This window comes from Brevibacillus sp. HD3.3A, assembly GCF_013284375.2.
GTDB classification, from domain to species: Bacteria; Bacillota; Bacilli; order Brevibacillales; family Brevibacillaceae; genus Brevibacillus; species Brevibacillus parabrevis.
In genome coordinates this window covers 2,089,014-2,104,847 of record NZ_CP085874.1, presented here as the reverse complement: position 1 = coordinate 2,104,847, position 15,834 = coordinate 2,089,014, and the positions used below count along the sequence as shown (strand labels likewise).

Here is a 15,834-nt window from a genome sequence, read left to right as displayed (position 1 = left end):
TAATCGACCACTCTGTTGCAAAAGAAAAAGCTTGCGCCGCCCCTTGCCACGGACAATCAGAGTGTGTCATAATGGCGGTACTTATAAAACTGTTTTTGTTTAAATAGTTTTCACCCGTAAGTCAGGCAGGGGGTCGCTGAAGATGAAAGACCGAATCATGAAAGGTTTTATTGAAGAGATCAGAGAAAAAGGCATGAAGTTTTCCATGGACGACCTGGCGCGCAGGCTGGGGATCAGCAAGCGAACGCTGTATGAGCATTTTTCTTCCAAAGTGGAGATTCTCGAAACAATCATCTCCCAGACGTTTGCCGAGGGCGATGAAAAAACCCGGCAAATTCTCGCTGACGACAGTCTTTCTCTCCTCGATAAAATCAAAGGGGTCATGCTGGTGTTGCCGACACACTACGAGTTTTACGATTTGCGCATTCTTGAACAGATGAAGCGCTACTACCCGGAGCAATGGGCTCTGGTCGACTCCGCGCTCTCGGACGATTGGCAGACGCTGCGCGCCCTGATTGAACAAGGGGTCAAAGAGGGGCTGATCGTCAACATGAACGTGACATTAGTGATGAAGCTGATCATCGACGCCGTCAATTCGACACTGGATCAGCGCTTTTACATGAAAAACCAGATTACGGTTTCCGAAGCTTTGGCGGCGATTGTCGATGTTCTGTTGTACGGCCTGATCCCTGTGGATAAAAGGTAGCCCCTTTTATTCTCTTTTTTTGCGAAAACCAATAAAACAAAAATAGTTTTTCGAGTACACGACTTGAAAGAGGTGTTCACCATGGCTGTTTTTACCCAAATGACAAAAGCGCAACGCACTGGCTTGCTGTTCGTGATTCTGATTTTGTTCATCGATATGCTGCTCTACAGTCTGTTGATTCCAATCGTCCCTTATTTTTCCGAGACGCTAAAGCCCTCCTCTACCATGATGGGCATTCTGTTCAGCAGCTATGCGGTCGCCATGCTGCTCGCCACTCCGATCTTCGGCCCGATCTCGGACCGCTTGGGCAGACGTGCCGTGCTGTTGGTCGGCTTGATTGGGCTGGCAGCTTCCACGCTGCTGTTCGCGTTCTCTGACACCATGGCCCTGTTGATTACTGCCCGCTTCGTGCAAGGGATTGCAGCGGCTGCGACTTGGCCGACCGCTCTCGCCCTGCTCGCCGACCTGTTCCCTCCGAAAATGCGCGGAGCGGTCATGGGAACGGCGTTGACCGCTATTTCTACAGGCACTTTGCTCGGCGCACCGATCGGCGGCTGGCTGTTTGAGATCAGCGATCACCGGATGCCGTTTCTCGCCGCTGCGGCCTTTACGGTCATCAACATCGTACTCGTCTTTTTGTTCCTGAAGGAAGAAGCGGCTCGTACAGCCAGCGAAAAGCTTGCGGTAGGCGGATTTTTGCGCAATCCACAGGTCGTCTTCATCGCCGGAATCGTCCTGCTGGCGGAAGTATCGCTCTGTCTCTTGGAGCCGACGCTGCCCGTCTTTTTAACGCAAAAGTTCAGCATCACCCCGACTGCGATCGGCTTGCTGTTTGCGGCGATGACTTTGGCCTACGGATTGATTGCCCCGGTAGCAGGCTCGCTGTCCAACCGTTTTAATCCGTATAAGCTGATGTTCGCCGGAATCGTCATCCTCGCTGTCTTCATGCCTTCACTGGTATGGGCTGGCTCGCTGTGGCAGGCGGGAATTGCGATGGCGCTTGTCGGCGCAGGCGTAGGCTTTACGCTGTCACCCACGCTCCCGACTTTGGGCAGCATCATCGACCAAGGGGGAAGCGGCGCCTATGGCACAGCCTACGCTTTGTTCAACATGTTCCACGGGATCGGCATGGTAGCCGGGCCGTTGGCAGGCGGCATTTTGACGGATTTGTTGCCTGTATCGTCTGCCATCCTCGTTGTGGCAGCAGCCGTGCTTGGCTTCGGCATCATGCTGTTCCTCCAGCTCAAAGCGAGTGGAGCCGTGCGTGTCTCTTCGTCAAAAGGCGAGATGCATTCGTCTTAATGTCTAAAGGAAACGCACAGACGAATGCTGCGGCAGCGACTGGGTGACCAAGCCACTGACGAAGCAACCACATGCTCCAGCCAAACAAACGACACCCCCGCTGTCACGCTAGTACGTGGCCATCGGGGGTGTCGTCTTTTATTCGCTATCGAACGGTTGTTGTCTCGTCTCCATCAAACGTTTGACCCGCTCCGTCGGAGTCCAGCACTGAAAACGGTAGTCCGGACGCGTCTCGTACGTCAGCCGCGAACAGCGATAAGTCACGCCGCCGGGCGCTTTTTCCACGCGAAAATGCGTACAGGTCGCACAACAATGAAACGGGTTCTCCTCGCCCATTGCCCCTCCTCCTATCTCCCCAGCTTCCAAGGAAACATGGACAATTGCTCGTAGCGCTCCTGTTTCGGCTCGGCAAAATTGGAAAAGCCAACTCCGACCAGCCTGACACCCGGCGAGTAATCAAACGCATCGAGCAAATCGTCCAGAAGTTCTTGCCAGTTGGCCCCTGCGACTGCCTTGTGCTGTTTGGTCCGTTGCGTAAAATCGGCGTACTTGATCTTGAGCGTAATCGTCTGCGGCTCGACCCCATCCTGGCGCACGTCCTCTTCGACTTCCCGCAGCAAGGAATAGGCAATCGGCGCGATCGACTCGCGGTCATACAAGTCAAAAGACAGTGTCGTCTCGCGGCTCGTCGACTTCGGTGCGCGGTCCATCACGATCTCCCGGCTGTCTTCCCCTCTGGAGCGGTCGTACAGCGAGCGGCCAAACTTGCCGAACAGTTGCACGACCTCGTCCAGAGACAGTTGCCAAAAGTCCTCGACCGTAGCAATGCCCTTTTTGGCGAGCAATTCCTGCGATTTTTTTCCGACGCCGTGCAGCGTTCCGATCGGCAAAGGGCGCAGTACGTCCAGCGCCTGCTCGGGACGAATGATGACAAAAGCATCCGGCTTTTTCAAATCACTGGCGATTTTCGCCAGCGACATATTATAGGAAAGACCGATACTACAGGTTAATCCTGTCTCCCGTTTGATTCGCCGCTTGAGCTCGCGCGCGACGGGAACGGCATTCTCGTAGTCCGTGACGTCCAGGTAGGCTTCGTCCAACCCGACCGTTTGGTAACGCGCCGTATAGGAAGTGAAAATCTCCCTGACTTCCGCCGATTTCTCGATGTAACGCCCATAGCGGACGGGGAGGTACACACCCTGCGGGCATTTTTTTCTCGCCATCGCGACAGGCATGGCAGAGCGAACACCGTACTTGCGCGCCTCGTAGCTGCACGTCGAGACGACGCCGCGATTGGCTGTTCCCCCGACGATGACCGGCTTGCCGCGCAACTCGGGGCGGTCAAGCTGCTCTACACTGGCGAAAAACGCGTCGATATCCAGATGAAGGAATTTTTTCATAGCGGATAACCACCAAACATACATTCTCATTTGTACTTGTATTATCCTTGTTTTGGCCCTTCAATGCAAGCGGATATCTCCCCAACCGCCGTTCGCCCGTTATTGCTCTTGCGCTTCCATGACCCGAAGCAGCTCGGATACGGGAGGATTGCCTTTTTTCGCGTAGACGATCGTCCCGTCTTTGCCGATGATATAGACGATTCGCTGCTGGAAAAACAACCCGAGGATTTTTCCTACATCATATGCCTCGCGAATTTTTTGGCCTTCATCGACGATCAAAGGAAATTCATACTGAAATTTCGTTGCAAACGCCTGCTTTTTGTCCAGTTCACCCGGATTGATGCCAAACACGACCGTATTTTTTTGCTGCAATGTGCCGTAGTTGTCCTGAAGGGCGCACAGTTGCTTCGTGCATACCGGGGTATCATCTCCCGGGTAAAAGACCAGCACGATCGTTTGCTTGCCTACATAGTCGCGCAAATCGACCGGGCCTTTTGTGCTTTTGGCGGAAAAGAAAGGGGCTTTTGCTCCAATTGGCAACATTTCACTCACCTCTAAGCCCAGTATACATCGAAAATCGTTTTGCGATTGCAAAAAGCCGCCCTGCGCAAGTGCAGAACGGCTTTTCGTTTAGTTGGCTTGCAGCTTTTGCTGTTTTACCCGGGCAATAAATGCCTGGGCGATTTTAAACATCTGGCTATCGTGCGACCACATCCGCTCGGGATGCCATTGCACACCGATGTACAGCCCGTTTTGACTCTCAATCGCTTCAATCACTCCGTCAGCCGCGCATCCTGTCATCTGGAAGCCTGGCGCTACGTCCTTGACTGCCTGATGGTGGGACGTATTGACCAACACTTCTTGTTGTCCGAGAGCGTCCGCCAAAAATCCCGGTTGCAGCGTGACTTTGTGTGCGCCGTACTGGCGCGAGCCTTTTTGCGCGTGCTGGAAGGCTCCCGGAACCTGGCTCGGAATATCCTGGATGAGCGTGCCGCCACACGCTACATTCAAAATCTGCATTCCGCGGCAAATGCCCAAAATCGGCTTTTTCAGCTCCAGCGCCAGCTTGATTACCGCAAGCTCGGCCAAGTCCCGCTCGTATTCGATATCGCCCAGCCCTTGCAGCGGTTCCTCCCCGTACAAGTGAGGGGCAGGATCATCTCCGCCCGTCAAAATCAGGCCGTCGAGCGACTCGACCATTTCCCGAAACGGCGCTTCCTGTACCGTCAAAAGCGGCAGGATAAGCGGTATCCCGCCTGCGCGGGCCACTCCGTCCACATAGCCTGAGCCGACGTAAAAAAATTGATCCAGATTGTTATTCGGGAAATACATTTTCGTACACGCGACACCAATAATCGGACGCACGCAAAGTCACTCCCTTATCGCTACCTTGGTTTATTTGACGTTTGAAGCGTACTTGAAGTCGATGAACCCGAGAGCGTCCACGACGACGTCTTTTACGCTGTCTTGCTTCACCCACGCATAGGTGAAATAGTAGATCGGCAATGCAGGCATTTCATCCATGACGATGGCGTCCGCCTTTTGCAAAATTTCTTTGCGCTTTGCCAGATCGCCTTCCTTGGCAGACTGGGCAAGCAGGTCGAGGAACTCTTTGTTCTCCCATTTCGATGTGTTCAAGCCGCCCTTGAATACTTCCAGGAAGTTGATCGGATCGTTAAAGTCGCCGATCCAGCTGGCGCGGCCGATCGTGAAGTTGCCTTCTTTCATTTGCTCGCGGTGGACTTTGTTCTCTTTGTTCACCAGCTTGACTTCGATGCCAAACGCTTTTCTCCACTGATCCTGGATCACAGTGGCAATACGCTGGTTCACTTCTGTCGTATTGTAGGCGATCGTCAACTCAGGCAACTGGGTCAAGCCTGCTTCCTTCATTCCTTCGGCCAGCAGCTTTTTCGCTGTTTCCACGTCGCCATCCTTGATGTAGCCATCCGGATTGAGCGCCATGGTTGGCGGGAGGATTCCCAGCGCTGGCGTGCTCTTGAACGGCACTACGTTTTCCGAGATTTCCTTGCGGTTGACAGCAGTTGCGAACGCCTGGCGAATTTTTTTGTTGTCGAACGGCTTTTGCGTCGTGTTGAAAATGTACCAGTACGTGCCTGCTGTCGCCTGGGACTGCATTTTCCCGGAATTTTTCAGCGAGTCCAGCGCATCGAGCGGCAAGTCGCCGAGCGGAGAGCCAGCCCAGTCCAGATCGCCTTTTTCGAACATGGACAGCTCGGTATTCGCATCTTCAATCATGTTGATCGTCAAAGTAGACAGTTGCACAGCGTCTTTATCCCAGTAGGAGTCGTTCTTCGCAAACTCGATCAGCGATTTGTGCTCCCATTTTTTCAGGACAAACGGGCCGTTGCCGATGTACGTTTCTGGCTTCGCAGCCCAATCCTTGCCGGCTTCGACCGCCTTTTTATTGACTGGGAAATAAGTGACGGACGCCACCAGCTCAGGGAAGAATGGAGCCGGATTTTCCAGTGTCACGACCAATGTTTTGTCATCGGTCGCCTTCACGCCGACATCGTCCGCTTTCGCCTTCTTGGCGTTGAACGCTTCCCCGTTTTTCAAATAGTACAGCTGATACGCATAGCCGGACGCTGTCTCGGGATCGAGCACCCGTTTCCAGGCGTATTCAAAATCGTGGGCCGTAACGGGATCGCCGTTGGACCATTTGGAATCGCGCAGATGGAACGTGTAGGTCAAGCCATCAGCGGAAACTTCGTACTTCTCGGCGACCGCCTCTTTCAGCTCGCCTTTTGCATTCAGGCGCAGGAGGCCATCAAATGCTGCACGGGCAACAGACATCGAAGGGATATCTTCTGCCAGTCCAGGGTCGATCGTGTTCGGCTCACCTGTGTTCAGGTTGACCTGCATTGTTTGCGGCGCGCTTTTCTGCTCCTCTTGCGCACCTGGCGCTTTCTCTGGCGTGCCGGCTTGCGGCGTTCCACAGCCAGCAAACACCAAGCTGGTCAGCAAAACGGCGCAAAATGATAGATTCTTCAACTTTTTCACAACAAAACCCCCGTCTTTGGAATAATTCTTCTTGATTGTTAGGAGCATGACTAAATAATATTATCTTGAGAAAATTTTGTCTACACGAATAAAAAGGAGATGGGTTTGATGCTATCCAGTCTGTTTACCCCTGTTTCAGAACTTTTGGAAGCTGCTGGCGGTGAGTGGGGAGTCTATCTGGAAGATTTACAGACAAACGAAAAGCTCGCGATCAACGAGAACGAACGGTTTTATGCGGCAAGCGTCATCAAGGTGCCGATCATGACAGCCGTGTTCGCGGAAGCGTATGCCGGAAAGCTCGCTCTCGAAGACAAAATCAAGCTGCGCCAGGAAGATCTCGTCGGCGGGGCAGGCGTTCTTCAGCACATGACACCCGGAACCGAGTTCACCGTGTACGATCTCGTCACCTTGATGATCATCCAGAGTGACAACACAGCCACGAACATGATGATCGATCTCGTCGGGACAGACAGCATCCGCAACGCCATGCGCAAGACAGGCATGGAAAACAGCTCCTTTTACAACAAACTGATGGTCGTGCCCGCCGAACTGGAAGGCTACAACGAGATTACAGCAGCAGATATCGGCAGCCACCTCCGCTATTTGGCGACTGGCAAAGTCATCTCCTACGACAGCTGTCTGAAAATGATTGCGATCTTGAAGCAGCAACAGCATCGCGACCGTTTTCCGTTCCTCTTGCCCGATCCGGATGGCGAAATCATCGGCATGGTTCCCAAATGGGAGTTCGCCAACAAGACAGGCTCGGTTACCAAAATCACGCATGATGTCGGAATTTTCTACACAGGTCCGCACGCGATCAGCGTCTCCCTGCTCAACAAAGGTCTTGCGCAAAAAGATGCAGCTGCTGTCATGGCCCGCATCGGCAGTCTTTTGTATGACGCGTACGGTCCAAAAGCGTAGCTTGCCACTGCCCGCCCGCTTCGTCTGGCGGGCTTTTCTGCGCCCACGCGAAAAAACGGGTCTTTCCTCTCGCAACGAAAAGGAATGACCCGCTTACTTTTACTTATCTTTTTCCAAAATCAGGTTGGACACTTGCCATGCGCTGGAGAAGGACAGCTCGGACAACTGGCCTTGCCCTTCACACCAGTCTCCTGCAAAGAACAGGTTGCGGTAGTCCGGGAAGAAGGTCGGCATTGGCTTTTGATTCATCGTCCATTTGATCTCCTGTACCACTGCGCGGGCGGAAACACGCGGAACAACCAATTGCTCGCGCCAGCCCGGGAAGTGCTTGTCGTACAGGTTCTCGATCTCTTGCTTGCGGATATCTGCCGCTTCCTTGTTGCCGACGTCGGCCTGACGCATGTACGCAGTCGCCTGCAACAGCTGTCCGCCCTCCGGCACACAAGTGCGGTCGTAGTAAGAGATGTCGGTGATAAAAATATTGTTCTGCTTGTCGTAGATGTAGGAGAACGGCACGTCAATGCGCTCTTTCAAACCAATGTCGTATACCATGACGACTGTCGGCTCGTATTCCGCATGCTGGGCCACTGCGTGCTCCAGACGCGTTTCTGCGAATACTTTTGCCAACTCTTTCGGCGGAATACAGCAGACGAACTCATCAGCCGTAAACTCGCCCTCCGGCGTCACCACTCCAACCACGCGATCGTTCTCTACGAGGAACTTTTCTACTTTGTTCTTGAGCATGATGGTTCCCTGGTTTGCTTCGATCACGCGAACAAATTCGTCGATCAGAGCTTGCCAGCCGCCACCGATATAAGCTACAGGCTTGTTCGTGGTGAACAAACGGCTGTAGTACGTGAAGAACACATCCGACGGAATTTTTTCCGGTTCACGGGTAAAGAAGTTGGAGGAGGCGAGTGTCAGCATCATATCTTGCACTTCTTCGCTGACATGCTTTTTTTCCATCCACTTTTGGATCGACATGTGCGGATGGCCTTTTTCCACTTTGAGCATCGTTTTCAGGATTTCAAATGTGAACAACACCTTGTCCATCCCTTTGAGCAGCTTTGTTTGGAAAAGTCCTTGCACGTTGGAAGGAACCGCAGTCAGATCGCTTCCGATATCGTACTTCGCTTTTGTCGGATTGAAATCTTGCCAGTCAATGTTGAGTCCGAGTTCTTTTTCAAACGTTCTCAATACAGAGCTGTCGCGAGCATAAATGGCGTGAGCACCGAAGTTGAAGTTAAAGCCTTTGATCTTCAATGTAACGGCACGTCCACCCAATTGTCCGCGCTCCAAAACTAAAACTTTTTTACCTTTAGACGACAGGTAGGCAGCACTGGAAAGACCAGCCAGTCCGGCACCTACAATAACAACGTCATAGTGATTGGTTGTCATACACAATCTCCCCTACGCACTAGCGATGTTGATTCATGAGCTAAACCCTACAATAGAATAAGGGATGGATAAGGTGGAAGTCAACTATTATTGAACTGTGTCTATTTTTATACTGTCTGATACCATTTTTTACCTAGATCGGCTGTGCTATGATGAAGAAAAACGCAAAAGGTGGTTGCCACATGGACTGGAATACCCCGATTCCTCCGGCGCAAAAAGAGGCAGACACGCTCCCTGCCATCTGTGAAAACAACGATCCGCTCATTTCTCTCAAGCAGTATGCCCCACAGTTCGAGGTATATCCGGCCTACCACATCCAGGAATTGGACGGAGCCACAGCGGATTGCCTGATCAGAAAAGGGGTCGCAGACAAGCTTTTGCAAGCCGCGAAGCTGCTCCCGCCCACTCTTCGCTTCGTCGTGCTGGACGGATACCGCCCGATCCGGGTGCAGCAAGCCTTGTACGATCGTTTCAAAGCGCAGCTTCTCGCCCAAGGCTTCGTCGAAGGCGAGGAATTGTACACGGAGCTGCACCGCTTTGTGGCCCGCCCCACGCACGATCCGGCAAAACCGCCACGTCACCTGACCGGAGGGGCCATTGACCTGACGATTGCCGGGCCTGATGGCTGGCTGGAGATGGGAACCGCTTTTGATGACTTTTCACCGCGCGCCTGTACGCGCTATTTTGAAAGCAACGAACTCACTGACGAGTCCGACAGACAAGCGCAGGCCAACCGCCGCTTGCTGTATGCGGTGATGACAGGCGTAGGATTCACCAATTACCCAGACGAATGGTGGCATTTTGACTACGGCAACCAGGCATGGGCGGCTCAAACCGGGCAGGCATGCGCCATGTACGGCGGCGTGTAGCTTGCAAGCAAAAAACTCTATCGCGGCTTCCCCGAATCGGAAGCCGCGATAGAGCGATTAGTCGTTGCGTCTTGTCATCTGCTGCCAAACTGTACCGCTGGCAGCTTCTCCCCGTTCGATCCGCTGTACAGCCATTTGCACCTGCAAGCTGACTTCGAACTCAGGATCGTTCTGGGCAGCGTGCAGGGCTTCCAGGGCTGTCTCGTCGCCTACTTCAAACAAATAGCGAGCGGCACGCCAGCGCACCAGCTTGTTCCGATCTTTGAGTGCCTCACACATCGGCCCAATCGCCCGGACATCGCCCAAATCGGACAGCGTGTCGCCAGCCGTCCTTCTCACGGAGACGGAGTCATCCCGCAGCGCCTCGAACAACAACGGGAACACATTATCGCCGCCCACCATGCCGAGGTAGACGACAGCCAGCCTGCGAATGGAAGGCTTGGGATCGCGGAGCGCTTTTTCCAGGACAGGCAAGTCTGCCTCTGTCGGCTCCATCCGATCCAGCGCTTCATAGCGGTTTCGCCAATCCGGGTCGTCCAGCATCTCAAGCGTGACGACTTTTTTCTCGCGCTCCACTTCTTGCGGCGCTTCCCCAGGACCAAGCAGCATCGCCTGCTGGACGATTTCCTCCACGCGGCTTGGCGGGTAAGTCGCATCGACCTCTTGCGCTACTTCTTCGCCAATTTCGCGCAAATCGCCGTAACGCACGCCATGCTCCACCCATTTTCGCTCCATGATCAAGTTCGGTGAAGCAGATCCAGCCTGTACAGCAGCCTGTCCGAATCGCTCAGGCAGAGCTGCGCGAATTTGCTCCGTTCCCATCGTTACTTTCACTTGCATCGGCACGCCGCGAAACATCTGGACGAATACTTGCGCCTCGCCGTAGGCTCCCGCCTGCTCAGCGGAGACGACAGGAATTGCCGTTCCTTTTCCTGCCTGCAAAATCTCCCGCGCTTCTGTCAAAATGCGCTGCCAGTCGGCATTCGACTTGCGCTCCAACGCCAGGAAGTCCGCCGTGTGAAAAATCGACGTCACTCCGTCAATGGCGAGCAGCTCCTGCATCAGTTCCGGCGCTTTCGCTGCTTCCGCCTTTGTATAAACATGTTGCACGCCGCCTGGCAGAGTCTCGTCCACGTTCAGCTTCATCACGTTCGGACTCGGCGTCGGTTCGATCGACAACAGTTTCATCTTTCGTCACTCCTTTTTCCGCAATGCTACCTCTACCCTATGGTAGCACGGAAGCTCCTGCGTTTGCCAATCCGCAGGTGCAAGCAAAAGCAGTTTGCCTGCTACAGATTCAGCCTGTAGTAATCGTTGGCAGACTTCACGACGAAGCCGCAAGATTCGTACAGCCCCAGCGCCTTGCTGTTCTCACAGGCGACTTCCAGAGAGACGTGCTTGTAGCCTTCCTCTTCGATCAGCCGAATCGTTTGCGCCAACGCCTGACGGCCGTAGCCTTTGCCTTGATGGTCGGGATGGACGCAAAATCCGTAAATGAACGCCTTCGCATCTTTGCGGCTCACACTGATTTTGCCGACCGCTTCCTCTTCTACAATCACCAAGTATGTACGGGAGTTGAGATCGCTTGCCATCATCTCGGCCATCTCTCGCACTTGTTGTTCTTCCATTTGAAAACCGTGCACGTTGAGTTGAATCAGCGTCTCGTAATCGTCAGCCGTTTCCGGGCGGATTCGCAACGTGTCGTTACAGGTCTGACGCCCGCCTTCGCCCAAGTCCATCCAGTGCTCCGAATGTTCGTACGTCGCGCCGATTTGCTGCATGTACGCTGCTCCTGACTGCGAGTTGTGCTGGACGATAAAGAGGATCGAAGGAATTTCCCGTTGTTTGCACGCTTCTTCGGCAGCTCGCTGCAAACTGGAAAAAATTCCTTTTCGGCGATAGTCAGGGTGTACCATGCCGCTCGCTTCTGCCTCTTTCCTGTGGAAAACGTACAAGCCGAGGAATCCGACCAGTTTGCCGTCCGCGTAGCAGAGAAAATCTTCCGTATGTTTGCCTGAGCGGTTTCGCAGCATGTCCGGGTTGATTTTCAGATCAATCCCGTCATGTTCGTTGCATAATCGAACCAATTCGTTAATTTGCGCCAATTCCTCTGCGGTCAATGTTTGTTTCGCTACGATCTCGTATGTCAAAAGCCTCGCTCCTTTTTCGTTAAAAATAATGCCTTCTCATTTCTTCGATCATTTCATCCAAGTTGTTTGCCACTTGCGGAATCGTGTAGCCGACGTACAGGGGCGACGTCACAAAGCGCGGGATGGCTTTCGCAATCAGCTTTTCTTTCCATTGATAAAAGAAAAAATTGTAGCTCTGGTTGCGCGGATTGACGTGATGCAAAATCCAGTGCGCCAATATTTGCAAGTATTCGGCCATTTTGGGCAGCCGATCCAAGTCCTCCAAAATGACATTGTATTCAAAAAAGCCCGCTCGCGGATGCGTGGAGAGGGTGCAGGAAACCCCTGCTTCCTTGTCGATCGTAATGCCCATAAAGTCGCTGTCCTTCACTTGCGAGCGATAGTCGTAGCCAGTCAGGCCGACAATCTGCATGTGCGGATGGCGAATGCTCCCGCCGGAATACGGGCCGTGGTTTTTGAAAAACAAAACCGAGCGAAAAGAACCGCTTCTCTCCATCTCCAGCCATTTCTCGACGCCAAAGGAGAGCAAAGCGTGCACATGCTCCCGGGAATACGTCGACCAGTCGCCGTTGCACTCCTCTGATTCAATCAACACTGTCTGATGCGTGTCTTGCAGGACGGGAAATTTGTTCATCAGCCAGATCATGGAACCTCGCTGCTCCAGGACGTCAGTCAAACTGCCGCGATCACAGAAAGGACACGCTGTTTCCCGATTGATTACGCTCTCCGGCTTCTTTTTTCCGATGTGCATGTTAAAGTGCAAATGTGTCTGCGCCATACAAAGCGTCCCTCCATTTTCTGGATACTTTCACTTTACACTGAATTGTTTTGAAAATCATGCCGTAATTTCGCTCGCGGCACATTTTGGCCACAGAGAAAGCCTATTTTCCTTGATCTACGCGCTCGTTTCTTTTTTTACCCCAAATGGGTTGCATATAATGGGAGCAGTGAAAACCGGAAAGGTGTTGGATGCGATGGAAAAATCATTCTATTACCCGGTGAGCTGGAGCGAAGCACACCATTACAAGGCACTGCTCGATCAGGAGGGCGTTCCTTACGAGATTCAGTCTCCGCTCGACCTGCCCATTTTGGAAGAAGGGAAGCTGGCGATTGTCTTCCCGTCCATTCCGTTGCGTCTGTACGCCTGGGTGCGCACCTTGTTCTACCGCGACGGCTTGCGCTACCCTGATACCTTTTCTTCCTTCCGCTAAAAAGAAACCCGCGTACCTCTCCCGCCGTCTCACATACGATAGTAGCAACGATGTCGAGGGCGGCTGCCAAAGGGAGGTGAGGGAATGCCTGCATACAACATTCGCATCTCGATCAGAAGACTAAAGCTCGATTTGTACGACGGCAATACGTTGATCCGCTCCTATCCGGTTGCGCTCGGCAAGATCGCGACGGAAACACCTCGTGGCGATTTTACGATCATCAACAAGGTTCCTTATCCCGACTCGTACCCGGGAGGACCGCTCAGCGTTTTCGGAACATACTGGCTGGGGCTGAGCAAACCTCATTACGGCATACACGGCACAAACAACCCATCCTCGATCGGGCACTACGTCTCGCACGGCTGCATTCGCATGTACAATCAGGATGTCAACGAACTGGCCAAAATCGTTCCCATCGGCACACCTGTCCGAATCCGCCTGCAATAAATGGCCGCGTGCACAGGCAAAGACCCGCCTCTTCATTTTCGAAAAGGCGGGTCTTTTTTACATGAGGTGCTTATCCGTTTCATCGACCGTTTTTTGGTCATTCGTCTCCAAGTATACGAGAAATCTTCTGGCTTGCTTGTACATAATCGAAAGCGTCATTTCCCTGATTTTGTTCATGATCGCTTCTTTGTCCTTCGGATGGACTTCACAAGCGAGCCTTTCTTCTTGCAATACGAGGTAAGACATCACCCATTCCGGGTCCAGCTTATAGGCAGGCAACGACAGCGACTCCTCTACTCTAGTAATCCTCTCTAGTCTACAGGAGATCGGCGTTGCTTTCCCAGCCTCAATAACTGGCTAGACAAACAGAGATTGGCACCCTGCCAATTACTTCCCTTGCTCCAACTCTTCGATCAGGGCAGACAACTCCGCCCAGCGCTCTACTGCCGCTTCCAGATCGGCAGTCACTTGCTGTTCTTCCGCAAACAGCTTTTCTACCTTGCCGTAGTCGCTGCCCGCTCCGGCAATTTCTTTTTTGAGCGTCGCGATCCGTTCTTCAAGAGCTGCAATTTTGCCTTCGATCGTATCCCAATCCTTCTGATCCTTGTACGAAAGCTTTTTCGTGCGGTTGTTGCCGCGCGTCGCCTGACTGCTCGCCTGCTTCTCGACGGATGGCTGCTGCCCCACGGAAGCTGTTGCTGCTGCGGTGTCCTCCACTCGCTTTTCTTCCAGATACTCGGAGTAATTGCCGATAAAATGGCGAATTTGTCCGTCTCCTTCAAAAGCAAACAGGTGGTCGACCGTGCGATCAAGGAAGTAGCGGTCATGGGAAACCGTGATGACCGCGCCAGGGAACTGCTCCAAATAATCTTCCAAAATGCTGAGCGTCTGGATATCGAGATCGTTGGTCGGCTCATCCAAAAACAGCACGTTCGGCTCGCCCATCAACGTGCGGAGCAAGTACAGCCTGCGCCGCTCGCCGCCAGACAGCTTGGCAATCGGCGTCCACTGCATGGCTGGGGAAAAGAGGAAACGCTCCAGCATTTGCGAAGCGGTAATCGCCTCGCCGTTGCTCGTCGTGATTACTTCTGCCGCTTCCTTCACATACTCGATCACGCGCAGCTTCTCGTTCATCTCCACGCTATCCTGCGTGTAGTAGGCGATTTTCACCGTCGTCCCGATATCGATCGTCCCGCTGTCAGGCTGGATTCGTCCGGCCAGCATGTTCAACAGCGTCGACTTGCCGCTGCCGTTTGGCCCGATGATCCCCACGCGATCACCTGGCAGGACGATATAGCTGAAGTCGTTGATAAGACTGCGGTCGCCGTATCCTTTTTGCACGTGCTCGATCTCGATGACCTTTTTGCCCAACCTGCTTGCACCAAGCGCCATCTCCAGCTTGGCTGTCGGGCCTTCCACGGTCCGGTCGCGCAGCTCCTCTGCCCGCTGGACACGCGCTTTTTGCTTGGTCGTCCGCGCTTTGGCCCCTCTGCGCAGCCAGGCCAGCTCGCGGCGCAACAAATTTTGCCGCTTGTCTTCTGCTGCTGCCTCATTTTCTTCCCGCTCGGCTTTTTTCTCCAAAAACGTGGCGTAGTTGCCTTCGTAGCTGTACAGCTTGCCGCGATCCAGCTCAAACGTGCGGTTCGTCACCCGGTCGAGGAAGTAGCGATCGTGCGTGACGAGCAGCAAAGCGCCCTTGTAGCGGGACAAAAATTCCTCCAGCCACTCTACCGTCTCATTGTCGATATGGTTCGTCGGCTCGTCCAAAATCAGCAAATCGGCTGGCTGAATCAGCGCCCGCGCCATGGCTACCCGCTTGCGTTGGCCCCCGGACAGCTCTTTGACTTTTTGCGAAAAGTTGTGCAGCCCGAGCTTCGTCAAAATCGTCTTGGCCTGGGTATTGCTCTCCCACGCATCTGCTGCGTCCATCCGCCCTTGTACAGCGAACAGGCGAGCCTGCTTTTTCTCGTCCTGCGGATCTGCCTGAACGGCTTCCAGCGCGATTTCGTACTCACGCAGCAGCTGGATCAGCGGAGACTCTCCGTAGAACACTTGCTCCAATACGGTTGATTCCTCATCAAAGCTTGGGTTTTGCGGCAAGTATTCGACGTGAAAATGGTTGGCGTGAATGATTTTTCCGCTGTCTGGTGTATCTTGTCCCGCCATGATGCGCAACAGCGAAGACTTTCCTGTACCGTTGACTCCGATCAGCCCGATCCGTTGCTGCTCTGCGATATGGAAGGAAATATGATCAAACAAAATTTTGTCTCCGTAGCTTTTGGAGAGGTTTTCTACTGAAATAATTTGCATGGTCTTCACCTGTACTTTTCTATTTGCCCTCTCCAGTTGAAAGGGATGCTATCTTATGATCGTACCATTTTTTTCGTGCAAGCTCTAGGATTCTCTGCC

The 15,834-nt window shown here is 53.2% G+C and carries 17 protein-coding genes; 6 read left to right on the top strand and 11 right to left on the bottom strand.

Annotation, left to right across the window (positions count from 1 at the left end):
- Positions 1 to 142 precede the first annotated feature (142 nt).
- Together HP435_RS10305 and HP435_RS10300 are read left to right on the top strand one after the other, a co-directional pair.
- Complete coding sequence (locus tag HP435_RS10305; RefSeq protein ID WP_173597427.1) at positions 143 to 706, top strand: TetR/AcrR family transcriptional regulator; 564 nt, start codon at positions 143 to 145, stop codon at positions 704 to 706.
- An 81-nt stretch (positions 707 to 787) separates the two neighbouring features.
- Positions 788 to 2,008 (top strand): MFS transporter, encoded by a 1,221-nt coding sequence (locus tag HP435_RS10300; RefSeq protein ID WP_173597428.1) that lies wholly within the window; start codon positions 788 to 790, stop codon positions 2,006 to 2,008.
- Between the two features lie 138 nt (positions 2,009 to 2,146).
- Here the strand turns inward: HP435_RS10300 and HP435_RS10295 are convergent, their stop codons facing one another.
- The 5 genes from HP435_RS10295 to HP435_RS10275 all read right to left on the bottom strand — a co-directional run bounded on the left by HP435_RS10295 (position 2,147) and on the right by HP435_RS10275 (position 6,429).
- Positions 2,147 to 2,344: a hypothetical protein gene (locus HP435_RS10295; protein WP_122964139.1), complete on the bottom strand. Its 198-nt coding sequence runs from the start codon at positions 2,342 to 2,344 to the stop codon at positions 2,147 to 2,149.
- 11 nt (positions 2,345 to 2,355) lie between these two features.
- Entirely contained in the window at positions 2,356 to 3,408 is a 1,053-nt protein-coding gene (locus HP435_RS10290) for a DNA polymerase IV (protein WP_122964140.1), read from the bottom strand.
- A gap of 99 nt (positions 3,409 to 3,507) precedes the next feature.
- Positions 3,508 to 3,951, bottom strand: a complete 444-nt coding sequence (locus tag HP435_RS10285) for a peroxiredoxin (RefSeq protein ID WP_122964141.1) — start codon at positions 3,949 to 3,951, stop codon at positions 3,508 to 3,510.
- Between the two features lie 87 nt (positions 3,952 to 4,038).
- On the bottom strand, positions 4,039 to 4,773 hold the full coding sequence (locus HP435_RS10280) for a gamma-glutamyl-gamma-aminobutyrate hydrolase family protein (protein WP_122964142.1): 735 nt from the start codon (positions 4,771 to 4,773) through the stop codon (positions 4,039 to 4,041).
- Between the two features lie 30 nt (positions 4,774 to 4,803).
- The gene (locus HP435_RS10275) at positions 4,804 to 6,429 is read right to left on the bottom strand and encodes a peptide ABC transporter substrate-binding protein (RefSeq protein WP_122964143.1); all 1,626 of its coding nucleotides are present in this window, start codon (positions 6,427 to 6,429) and stop codon (positions 4,804 to 4,806) included.
- Between the two features lie 108 nt (positions 6,430 to 6,537).
- On the opposite strand from HP435_RS10275, the gene HP435_RS10270 reads away from it, so the two are divergent.
- Positions 6,538 to 7,350 (top strand): serine hydrolase, encoded by an 813-nt coding sequence (locus HP435_RS10270; protein ID WP_122964144.1) that lies wholly within the window; start codon positions 6,538 to 6,540, stop codon positions 7,348 to 7,350.
- 99 nt (positions 7,351 to 7,449) lie between these two features.
- On the opposite strand, the gene HP435_RS10265 is transcribed toward HP435_RS10270, so the two are convergent.
- Positions 7,450 to 8,748, bottom strand: coding sequence for a phytoene desaturase family protein (locus tag HP435_RS10265; protein ID WP_122964145.1), 1,299 nt, complete (start codon positions 8,746 to 8,748; stop codon positions 7,450 to 7,452).
- 182 nt (positions 8,749 to 8,930) lie between these two features.
- Between HP435_RS10265 and HP435_RS10260 the strand changes: the two genes are divergently transcribed.
- Entirely contained in the window at positions 8,931 to 9,617 is a 687-nt protein-coding gene (locus HP435_RS10260) for a M15 family metallopeptidase (RefSeq protein WP_173598596.1), read from the top strand.
- A gap of 57 nt (positions 9,618 to 9,674) precedes the next feature.
- On the opposite strand, the gene HP435_RS10255 is transcribed toward HP435_RS10260, so the two are convergent.
- The 3 genes from HP435_RS10255 to HP435_RS10245 all read right to left on the bottom strand — a co-directional run bounded on the left by HP435_RS10255 (position 9,675) and on the right by HP435_RS10245 (position 12,545).
- Complete coding sequence (locus HP435_RS10255; protein WP_122964147.1) at positions 9,675 to 10,805, bottom strand: virulence factor; 1,131 nt, start codon at positions 10,803 to 10,805, stop codon at positions 9,675 to 9,677.
- 101 nt (positions 10,806 to 10,906) lie between these two features.
- Entirely contained in the window at positions 10,907 to 11,767 is an 861-nt protein-coding gene (locus HP435_RS10250; RefSeq protein ID WP_122964148.1) for a GNAT family N-acetyltransferase, read from the bottom strand.
- 19 nt (positions 11,768 to 11,786) lie between these two features.
- Entirely contained in the window at positions 11,787 to 12,545 is a 759-nt protein-coding gene (locus HP435_RS10245) for a DUF4931 domain-containing protein (protein ID WP_063231335.1), read from the bottom strand.
- 196 nt (positions 12,546 to 12,741) lie between these two features.
- Here HP435_RS10245 and HP435_RS10240 point away from each other — a divergent pair, with 196 nt between their 5' ends.
- A complete protein-coding gene (locus tag HP435_RS10240) occupies positions 12,742 to 12,978 on the top strand; it encodes a hypothetical protein (protein ID WP_122904675.1) in 237 nt (78 codons plus the stop codon).
- Between the two features lie 84 nt (positions 12,979 to 13,062).
- Positions 13,063 to 13,425 carry a L,D-transpeptidase gene (locus HP435_RS10235; RefSeq protein WP_173598597.1) on the top strand — a complete coding sequence of 121 codons (363 nt, stop codon included), beginning with the start codon at positions 13,063 to 13,065 and terminating at the stop codon, positions 13,423 to 13,425.
- A 57-nt stretch (positions 13,426 to 13,482) separates the two neighbouring features.
- Here HP435_RS10235 and HP435_RS10230 read toward each other — a convergent pair whose 3' ends face one another.
- Together HP435_RS10230 and HP435_RS10225 are read right to left on the bottom strand one after the other, a co-directional pair.
- On the bottom strand, positions 13,483 to 13,704 hold the full coding sequence (locus HP435_RS10230) for a hypothetical protein (RefSeq protein WP_122964150.1): 222 nt from the start codon (positions 13,702 to 13,704) through the stop codon (positions 13,483 to 13,485).
- A 108-nt stretch (positions 13,705 to 13,812) separates the two neighbouring features.
- A complete protein-coding gene (locus HP435_RS10225; RefSeq protein ID WP_173598598.1) occupies positions 13,813 to 15,735 on the bottom strand; it encodes an ABC-F family ATP-binding cassette domain-containing protein in 1,923 nt (640 codons plus the stop codon).
- Positions 15,736 to 15,834: the final 99 nt, after the last annotated feature.

What these genes read in the sequence shown, in the direction of transcription:
- HP435_RS10305 (WP_173597427.1), top strand. Translation starts at nt 143, where the DNA reads ATGAAAGACCGAATCATGAAAGGTTTTATTGAAGAGATCAGAGAAAAA.
- HP435_RS10300 (WP_173597428.1), top strand. Translation starts at nt 788, where the DNA reads ATGGCTGTTTTTACCCAAATGACAAAAGCGCAACGCACTGGCTTGCTG.
- HP435_RS10295 (WP_122964139.1), bottom strand. Translation starts at nt 2,344, where the DNA reads ATGGGCGAGGAGAACCCGTTTCATTGTTGTGCGACCTGTACGCATTTT.
- HP435_RS10290 (WP_122964140.1), bottom strand. Translation starts at nt 3,408, where the DNA reads ATGAAAAAATTCCTTCATCTGGATATCGACGCGTTTTTCGCCAGTGTA.
- HP435_RS10285 (WP_122964141.1), bottom strand. Translation starts at nt 3,951, where the DNA reads ATGTTGCCAATTGGAGCAAAAGCCCCTTTCTTTTCCGCCAAAAGCACA.
- HP435_RS10270 (WP_122964144.1), top strand. Translation starts at nt 6,538, where the DNA reads ATGCTATCCAGTCTGTTTACCCCTGTTTCAGAACTTTTGGAAGCTGCT.
- HP435_RS10265 (WP_122964145.1), bottom strand. Translation starts at nt 8,748, where the DNA reads ATGACAACCAATCACTATGACGTTGTTATTGTAGGTGCCGGACTGGCT.
- HP435_RS10260 (WP_173598596.1), top strand. Translation starts at nt 8,931, where the DNA reads ATGGACTGGAATACCCCGATTCCTCCGGCGCAAAAAGAGGCAGACACG.
- HP435_RS10255 (WP_122964147.1), bottom strand. Translation starts at nt 10,805, where the DNA reads ATGAAACTGTTGTCGATCGAACCGACGCCGAGTCCGAACGTGATGAAG.
- HP435_RS10245 (WP_063231335.1), bottom strand. Translation starts at nt 12,545, where the DNA reads ATGGCGCAGACACATTTGCACTTTAACATGCACATCGGAAAAAAGAAG.
- HP435_RS10240 (WP_122904675.1), top strand. Translation starts at nt 12,742, where the DNA reads ATGGAAAAATCATTCTATTACCCGGTGAGCTGGAGCGAAGCACACCAT.
- HP435_RS10235 (WP_173598597.1), top strand. Translation starts at nt 13,063, where the DNA reads ATGCCTGCATACAACATTCGCATCTCGATCAGAAGACTAAAGCTCGAT.
- HP435_RS10225 (WP_173598598.1), bottom strand. Translation starts at nt 15,735, where the DNA reads ATGCAAATTATTTCAGTAGAAAACCTCTCCAAAAGCTACGGAGACAAA.